Source organism: Mycolicibacterium arseniciresistens, assembly GCF_030519285.1.
Lineage (GTDB): Bacteria > Actinomycetota > Actinomycetes > Mycobacteriales > Mycobacteriaceae > Mycobacterium > Mycobacterium arseniciresistens.
Genome location: NZ_JAUMSQ010000101.1, coordinates 20,431 through 28,469, shown reverse-complemented (window position 1 = coordinate 28,469; position 8,039 = coordinate 20,431). Strand labels below are relative to the sequence as shown.

General features: G+C 69.0%; 10 protein-coding genes. 3 read left to right on the top strand and 7 right to left on the bottom strand.

Annotated features, from left to right (window positions below):
• The coding region (locus tag Q2100_RS14895; protein WP_302914698.1) for an HNH endonuclease signature motif containing protein at window positions 1-998 on the top strand (998 nt) is incomplete at its 5' end.
• Window positions 999-1,065: 67 nt separating this feature from the next.
• Here the strand turns inward: Q2100_RS14895 and Q2100_RS14890 are convergent.
• Genes Q2100_RS14890 through Q2100_RS14865 form a run of 6 tightly spaced genes read right to left on the bottom strand, consistent with a single transcriptional unit; the run spans window position 1,066 to window position 6,281 of the window.
• Entirely contained in the window at window positions 1,066-1,416 is a 351-nt protein-coding gene (locus Q2100_RS14890) for a nuclear transport factor 2 family protein (RefSeq protein ID WP_302914697.1), read from the bottom strand.
• Window positions 1,417-1,424: 8 nt separating this feature from the next.
• Entirely contained in the window at window positions 1,425-1,985 is a 561-nt protein-coding gene (locus tag Q2100_RS14885) for a pentapeptide repeat-containing protein (RefSeq protein WP_302914696.1), read from the bottom strand.
• A 3-nt stretch (window positions 1,986-1,988) separates the two neighbouring features.
• Window positions 1,989-2,570 (bottom strand): GTP-binding protein, encoded by a 582-nt coding sequence (locus Q2100_RS14880; protein ID WP_302914695.1) that lies wholly within the window; start codon window positions 2,568-2,570, stop codon window positions 1,989-1,991.
• A complete protein-coding gene (locus Q2100_RS14875) occupies window positions 2,551-2,970 on the bottom strand; it encodes a DUF742 domain-containing protein (protein WP_302914694.1) in 420 nt (139 codons plus the stop codon). Before Q2100_RS14875 ends, Q2100_RS14880 begins: the two co-directional genes overlap by 20 nt.
• Before the next feature lie 6 nt (window positions 2,971-2,976).
• Entirely contained in the window at window positions 2,977-3,429 is a 453-nt protein-coding gene (locus Q2100_RS14870) for a roadblock/LC7 domain-containing protein (protein WP_264014913.1), read from the bottom strand.
• Window positions 3,426-6,281 (bottom strand): ATP-binding protein, encoded by a 2,856-nt coding sequence (locus tag Q2100_RS14865; protein ID WP_302914693.1) that lies wholly within the window; start codon window positions 6,279-6,281, stop codon window positions 3,426-3,428. The genes Q2100_RS14870 and Q2100_RS14865 overlap by 4 nt, the downstream gene beginning before the upstream one ends.
• A 204-nt stretch (window positions 6,282-6,485) precedes the next feature.
• Here Q2100_RS14865 and Q2100_RS14860 point away from each other — a divergent pair, with 204 nt between their 5' ends.
• Window positions 6,486-6,950, top strand: coding sequence for a tRNA (cytidine(34)-2'-O)-methyltransferase (locus tag Q2100_RS14860; protein WP_264014915.1), 465 nt, complete (start codon window positions 6,486-6,488; stop codon window positions 6,948-6,950).
• 8 nt (window positions 6,951-6,958) lie between these two features.
• Here the strand turns inward: Q2100_RS14860 and Q2100_RS14855 are convergent, their stop codons facing one another.
• Window positions 6,959-7,600, bottom strand: coding sequence for a nitroreductase family protein (locus tag Q2100_RS14855; RefSeq protein ID WP_264014916.1), 642 nt, complete (start codon window positions 7,598-7,600; stop codon window positions 6,959-6,961).
• A gap of 24 nt (window positions 7,601-7,624) precedes the next feature.
• On the opposite strand from Q2100_RS14855, the gene Q2100_RS14850 reads away from it, so the two are divergent.
• The gene (locus Q2100_RS14850) at window positions 7,625-8,038 is read left to right on the top strand and encodes a TIGR03667 family PPOX class F420-dependent oxidoreductase (protein WP_302914692.1); all 414 of its coding nucleotides are present in this window, start codon (window positions 7,625-7,627) and stop codon (window positions 8,036-8,038) included.
• Window position 8,039: the final 1 nt, after the last annotated feature.

Below are 8,039 nucleotides of genomic sequence, written 5' to 3'. Positions count from 1 at the left end.
TCGACGCGATGGCCGACACCGTATGCCCCGATGACCCCCGCACCAAGAGGCAGCGTCGCGTCGATGCGATCGCCGCGGTGTGCCGCGGCGCCGAACGCCTGCCCTGCCAGTGCGGCAATCCGGACTGCCCGAAGAAGGACGCGGTGGCCGCCCCGTTCGTCATCCACACCATCACCGGCCCCAACACCGATGCGGTGGCCGCCGACACTGAAGCTGGCGCCGAGAAGTCGGATTTCGCGGCCGCCACCGACACCGTCGACACCGACGTCGCCAGCCCCGCTGACAAAGCCGACACCGACACCCAAGCCGAGCCCGACACCTCGGCCGAGCCCGTGGATGATTCGGTAGCGAGCCTGGTGCACAACGACGGCATCCTGCCGCCCGAACAGGTCGCGCCCCTGGCCGAGCACGCGACGATCCGGCCGCTGATCCATCCCGGCGACGCACCGCCCGAGCCGCGCTACACGCCCTCGCGCAAACTGGCGGAGTTCGTGCGGTGCCGCGACATGGGCTGCCGGTTCCCCGGCTGCGACGTGGCGGCCTTCAGCACCGACATCGACCACACCATCCCCTACAGCCAAGGCGGGCCCACCCAGGCGTCGAACCTGAAATGCCTGTGCCGCCTGCATCATTTGATCAAGACGTTCTGGGGCTGGCGTGACCGACAACAGTGCGACGGGACGGTCATCTGGACCAGCCCGGCAGGCCAGAGCTACACCACCACACCGGGATCGGCGCTGCTGTTCCCCTACCTGTGCACTCCGACGGCCCCCGCCGAACGACGCAACACCCGAGAAGACCAAAGTCTTAACCGCACCGCGATGATGCCGAAACGCCAACGCACCCGAGCCCAGAACAAGGCCGCCCGCATCGCCGCGGAACGCCAACAGAATCGCGAACACCGCGAAGCCCGCCGCCGCGCCCGCCGACAAGCACTCGACGCACTGTTCGCCCCCAAGCCACCACCGCAACCCGGCGACGAACCACCACCCTTCTAGCGACTCCGCGGCTCAACACCGCCGACGACATCACACGTCGGCGGTATCCGCTTGCGCAAGGCAGGATTCAGTGCACATCTGGGTGCACCGAACGCAACTGCGCGCTGTCCCAGTAGCCGCGCTGGTGTTGGATCAGTCCGTCGCGGACATGGAAGAACCCGCACCCGCGGAAGCCGTCCGGGTCGACCCATTCCAGCGCGGCCCAGTCACCCTCGACCACAAGGTTGATCGGTGTGCACGTCAACGGGCCCGCCGCGAACGTCTCTCGGTGAAATTGCTCGATCGCCGCCCGGCCGGCGACGGGGTCCAGCGCGATCTGATGGTTCTCCGCATCCTCGGCGTACAACGCCGAAAGGGCCTCCGCATCATTGGTGTTGAACAACTCCACCCAGCGCTCGATGGTCTCCCGCGTCGTCACCGGCCCTCCTACTCCGCGTTGACATCGAGCCCATGCGCCGCGGCGTACGACAACGCCTGCTCGATGTCGATTTTCGCGCCGCGCACCGAGGCGGTGGTCCAGAACGTCGGGTCCATTCGCGCGCCGCGCAGATCTGCCTCACCGAACTTGGCCCCGTTGCAACGGGCACCGGTGAGATCGGCGCGGCGCAGCACCGTCTTGCGCAGGTCGGCGCCCACGAGGCCGGCCTCCCGCAGCCGGCAGTCCGACAGGTCGACCCCGCGCAGGTCGCAACCACCCAGCACCGCCAGGGTCATGTCCACCTCGACCAGCACGAGCGGCCGCAGCCTGCACTCGGTGAACTCCGACCCGAGCAGGCTGCAGTGCTTGAACGTGCTGTGCCACAAGGTCGTCCGCCGGAACCGGCAGTTCCGGAACGCCGTCCCGACATGCTCGGACTCACTCATGTCGACTCCGCTGAAGTCACATCCGTCGAACACCACCCGATCGGTGCGCAACCGGCTCAGGTCCTCGTCGCGGAAGTCCCGGCCGATGAACTCCTCCTCGGCCCAGACCGTGTCGCCGCTCACCCGTCAGCCGGGCAGCGCGCTGAGGCTGTCGAGGGCGTACTCGGTGACCGCGATCAAGGCGGCCTTCGCCGAATGCCGGTCGCGGGCATCCACACTGACCACCGGGATACGGTCCGGCAGTGCGAGCGCCTTGCGCACCGCGGCGGCCGGGTGCTTCGGCGCGTTGTCGAATTCGTTGACCGCGATGAGGAACGGCAGCCGGCGCGCCTCGAAGAAGTCGACCGCGGCGAAGCTGTCCTGCAGCCGCCGGACGTCGACCAGGATGATCGCGCCGATCGCCCCGCGCACCAGGTCGTCCCACATGAACCAGAAGCGGCGCTGCCCCGGTGTCCCGAACAGGTACAGCACCAGGTCGTCACCGAGGGTGATGCGGCCGAAGTCCATCGCCACCGTGGTGGTCCGCTTGTCCGGGGTGGCGTCCAGTCCGTCCAGCCCGGCCGACGCATTGGTCACCAGGGCCTCGGTCCGCAACGGCATGATCTCCGACACCGCACCGACGAAGGTGGTCTTCCCGGCGCCGAAGCCACCGGAGACGACGATCTTGGTCGAGGCGGCGTCGCGTCGATCAGAGTGCCCTGAGGCCACGCAGCGTCCTTCCTATCAGTTCGCGACGTTCGTCGTAGGTCGCCGAGTCGTCGAGGGTGACGAGCACCCGTAGATAACCTTGCGTCACCAGGTCACCGATCAGCACGCGCGCCACGCCGAGCGGCACGGACAACCTGGCCGCGATCTCGGCGACCGAGGGGCTGTCCACACACAACGCCAGGATCTGACCGCGGATGTCGCTCGCCGGCCAGCGCGGCGCCTTGCCCGAGTTCAACGTCTCCACCGGCGCCTCCATCGGCAGGTGGACGCGAGACTCCGTGCGACCCGCGGTCAGAGTGTACGGCCGCACCAGGTTCGGCGTCGGCCCGGACTCCTCGGGGTCAGGTCCCGGATCCGGCTCCCAACCGCTCGATTCGCCTCTGCCGCTCGGATAGTCCATCGCGGATCACGAGTGCTGCGGAGTCCGTCGAGCCGACTGCACCACGGTGCCGACGCGCTCTACCAGTATCGCCATCTCGTAACCGATCTGGCCGATGTCACATGACCGCTTGGCCAGCGTCGCCAGATTCGACCCGTCGCCGACCCGCATCAGCAACAGGTAGCCGTTCTCCATCTCGACCACCGACTGCAACACGTGCCCGCCGTCGAACAGCTGGGCCGCGCCGGTGGACAGGCTCGCCAGCCCGGAGGCGACGGCTGCGAGCTGGTCGGCCCGCTCGCCGGGCATGTGCTCGCTGGCCGCCATCAGCAGTCCGTCGGCCGACACCAGCACCGCGTGCGACACACCGGACACCTCGCGGGCGAACTTCGAGACCAGCCAGTCGAGCGACTCGCGCGCGGACGGGCGTGCGAATGAGTCCCGGGGGTTCGCGGTGCTCCTGCTGTCCGGAAACGTCATTCGTATTCAGATCCTCTGGTCTCACGGGCGTGCATGCGGCCGGCGTGCACACCGCCGAAGTGGTTGCTGATGCTCGCGCGGACAGCGTCCGGATCGCGCAGCGGAAGCGACTCCGACCCATTGCCGGCGTCGACCGCCGATGCTACCTCGTCGTCCTGGTCGACGCTGCGATGCGCTCCGCCGTTGCGATGCCCGCCGTCGACGGCGTCGACCCCGCCCGGCACCAGCCGGGCACCCGGCTGCCGCACCGGCAACCCCTCCTCGGTGTGCGCGACGACGGGCGCCTCGTCGGCAGCTTCAGCCGCTGACCAGCCGTGATCCCATACCGACTCCCAGTTGAGGTCGCTGCTGTTGGCGATGTCATGGGGATCGATCAACCATTCCGACAGCATCTTCTGATAGATCGCGTCGTCGGACCCTGCGGTCTCGGACACGTCGCCGGACAGCTCCCCCGGCAGGTCGGCGGGACCGCGGACCGGCTCGACGGCGGACGCGGGCTCGGCCATTTCATGCGGCCGATCGTCCTGCGGCGGCTCGACCGACTCCGGCCGGTGCACGCCGTTGCTGGCCACCTGCGCCCGCGAGGCGAAGAACGCCGACGTGTTCGACGGACCCTGCGGTTCGGCCCGCGTCTGCGCCGGCATCGAGTCCTCCGGCCAGTCATCGACGGGCTGCAGGTCGGGCTGCACGTCGGGCTCGTCGACCGGCGCCGGCGCGGGGACGCCGGAGATGCCACTGGCACCTGGGTTGCGCTGCGGCAACAGCGAGATCGGGATGTCAGCGTGACCGTTGAGGTGCCCGGCCGGCTCGTCCTGGGCCGCATGGCCGAACTCGTCGCCGTAGACGTCACCGTGCGCGGTCCCGTTCGTGCGCTCCCGGCCGGGCGACGGGACCGCCGCGAAGGCGGTCAGGCCGGCGGGTGCGTCGGCCGACTCGGCGTACGGCTCGGGCGACGCGGCGTCACTGCGCGCGATCAGCTCGACCGGCACGTACACCCCCGCGGTGGTGCCCGAGTTCGGCTCTTCGGCGACCGTGGCGCGCAGCCGGACCACCAGGCCGTGCTGGGCGGCCAGCCGTCCGACCACGAACAGGCCCATGTGCCTGGCGGTGTACGGGTCGACCTCACCGCCGGACTGCAGGCGGGTGTTGGCCACCCGCAGGTCCGACTCGGTCATGCCCAGCCCGATGTCGCTGACCTCGATCACCAGTCCGCCGTTGCCGCTGTGCACCGCCGACACCCGGACCTGCGAGATCGGCGGTGAATAGCGCAGCGCATTGTCGAGCAGTTCGGCGAGCAGATGCACCAGGTCACCGGCCACCGGACCGGCGATCTCGCTGTCGGGCACCGTCGCGGTGATCACCCTGGCGTAGTCCTCGACCTCCGATGCGGCGGCGTTGATGATCGCCGCCACGGGCACCGGTGCCGCCTGGTCGCGCGGGATCCGCGCCCCGGAGAGCACCAGCAGGTTGGCGCCGTTGCGGCGCATCCGGGCCGCCAGGTGGTCGAGCCGGAACAGGCTCTCCAGCCGCTCGGGGTCGTCCTCGTTGGCCTCGAGCCGGTCGATCAGCGACAACTGCTGGTCCACCAGTGACCTGCTGCGCCGCGACAGCGTCTCGAACATGTCGCCGACCTGCATCTGCAACCGCGCCTGCTCGCCCGCCAGGAAGACCGCCTGCTCGTGCAGTTCGTCGACGGCGTGGGCGACCTGCCCGACCTCCTCGGTGGTGTGCACCGGGATCGGGGCCACCGGGCCCGGCTCACCGCCTGCGCGCACCCGCTCGATCTCGCCGGCCAGGTCCTCGTGGGCAACCTTCAGGGCGCTGTCGCGCAGTCGGCGCAGCGGCTGCACCAGCGAGCGCGCCACGAGCAGCACCACCGCCAGCGCGATGACGATCGCGACGGCCACCAGCACGGCGTCCCGGATGGCTGCGCTGCGCTGTGCGGCGGCCTCCTCGTTCACGGCCGCGGGGATGCTGGCGGTCAGGTCGTCGATCATGGTGCCGGCGATGCCGTCGGTCACCTGCTGGGACTGGAGCAGCTCGGGGTTGCCCGCCAGCACCACCCCCGGGGTGGCCATCATCGACATCCGCTTGAACATCTCGGTGCGCAGCGTGGCGGCATCCTGCGACGCCGGACCCAGCAGCTCGGCCATGCCGGTGACCGTGGACGGTTCGGTGCCCGCCAGCGTGGTCATCGACACCCGCAGCTCGGGTTCGGGTACGTCACCGCCTCGGGTGACGAGCATGTGCTGCAACGCCATCTGGCCGCGTGCACCGATGGCCCGCGACAGGGCACGCGCCTGCACCTGCACGTCGGCGGTGTCGGCCCGCGCCGATCCGGTGACGGCCGTCTCGGAGGTGAGCAAAAGCGCCCCGTACGCGAGCACCCGGCCCCGGAGGTCGATGGTGTTGGCCATCACCTTGTTGATCAGTTCCTGACCGATGGTGAGCAGGTTGTTGACGGCCAACTCGACGTCGTCCACGGCCTCGGTGTTCTCCAACCGCTCGCGGAGATCGGCCTTGCGGGAGTCGAAGTCGGCCAGCGGCTGCTGCGTCGGCGTGCCCTCCGTGGCGGCGATCATCGCGCCCTCGAATGCGGCCATGTACTCGCTGATCGCCGGGATCATGTCGGCGCGCTCGGCGGCCAGGCGCAGTTCTGACGCCGCGCTCGCACTGGCATTGATCCGCAGCCCGCCGAACCCGCCGGCCAGCAGCAGCGGCACCAGCACGATCGCGAAGACCTTCCAGCGCACCGGCCAATTGGTCGGCGACCACCGCGACGGACGCCTGGTCGGCGCCGCGGGCGCGACGGAGCCGCCGGCTGGTCCGCTCAGTATTGGATCGTGATTCATAGGTTTCCTGCTGTTTCGCCGTATGCGGGCGGCGCGGTTCTACGCCTGGATGCGCCTGGCAATTGCACGAGTATGACAGCCACCCGCGGGCGATTCCACAATTCTTACTGAACAGACAGAGTTCACAACGGTCCTTCAGTGTCGCCTCGTGGTAGACGAGCAAACAGTTTCGGCCACCGGCGATTCAGCTGCGATCATCATCGGATGTTCCGGGTGATGTTCTACTCACCGCGAATCGCGCCGAACACCGGCAACGCGATCCGCATGGTGGCGGCGACGGGTTGCGAGCTCCACCTCGTCGAACCGTTGGGGTTCGACCTGACCGAACCGAAGCTGCGCCGCGCCGGGCTCGACTACCACGACCTCGCGTCGGTCACCGTGCACCCGAATCTGCCTGCGGCGTGGGCAGCCCTGGCCCCGAAAGCCGTGTACGCGTTCACCGCGCACGCCCGGACGCCGTTCGGCGAGATCGGCTACCGCCCCGGCGACGTGCTGATGTTCGGTCCGGAACCGACCGGCCTTGACGACGAGACGCTGGCCGACCCGCACATCACCGCGACCGTGCGTATCCCGATGCTCGACGGCCGGCGTTCCTTGAATCTGTCGAACGCCGCCGCGGTGGCGGTGTACGAGGCATGGCGCCAGCAAGGTTTCACCGGCGCGGTGTGACGACCGACCTACCAGGTGTCCCAGTGCGTCAGCTGCTCGGCGGGCAGCCGCTTGGCGGGCTTGAAGTCGGTGCCCTTGGTGTAGGCGATGGGGAACAGCCCGCCCTGGGCGTACCTGTCGAACGGAATGCCGAGCAGCTCGGCGGCCTGCTTCTCGCCGTCGCCCATCAGGTGCAGCGAGGTCCACGCCGACCCAAGGCCGCGGGACCGCAGCGCGAGCATGAAGCTCCACACCGCGGGCATCAGCGACCCCCAGAACCCGGCGCTCATCGACGCGGGAGCGCCGTCGGGCCTGCCCTCCAGGCACGGGATCAACATCACCGGCACCTCGTGCAGGTGTTCGTTGAGAAACTTCGCCGAATCCATCACCTTCGGCGTGCGTTCGTCGCGGCTGTCGCCGAAAGACGGCTTCGGGGCGTTCAGGTACGGCGTCGCGTTGGTGCGGTAGATGTCGGCGAGCGCCTTCTTCTTCTCCGCGTCCTCGACGAACACCCACTGCCAGCCCTGCGCATTGGAGCCCGTCGGCGCCTGCAGCGCGATCTCCAGACACTCCATCAGCACGTCCCGCGGCACCGGCTTTTCGAGGTCCAGGCGCTTACGCACCGAACGGGTGGTGGTCAGGACTTCGTCGGCAGACAGGTTCAAGTTCATCTCCGCGAGACTACATTCGCTCCCATGGCAGTCGACTTGACGCAAGAGGTTTCCGGCAGGCTCGAAGCAGACCACTTCGGGTGGCTCACCACGGTGGCGAAGTCAGGGCAGCCGGTGCCGCGGCTGGTGTGGTTCTACTTCGACGGCACCGACATCGTCGTCTACACCATGGGGCAGGCGGCCAAGGTGCGGCACGTCGAGAACCACCCGCAGGTCAGCCTCAACCTCGACTCCGACGGCAGCGGCGGGGGCATCATCGTCATCGGCGGCGAGGCCACCGTCGACGCCACCGACGCCGACCCGCGCGAGGATGCGCCGTACTGGGCCAAGTACTCCGCTGACGCCGAGAAGATCGGCATCGCCGACGCGATGGCCTCCTACGGCACCCGGCTGCGGATCCGCATCGACAAGGTGTGGACCACGCCGACGGCGGGTTGAC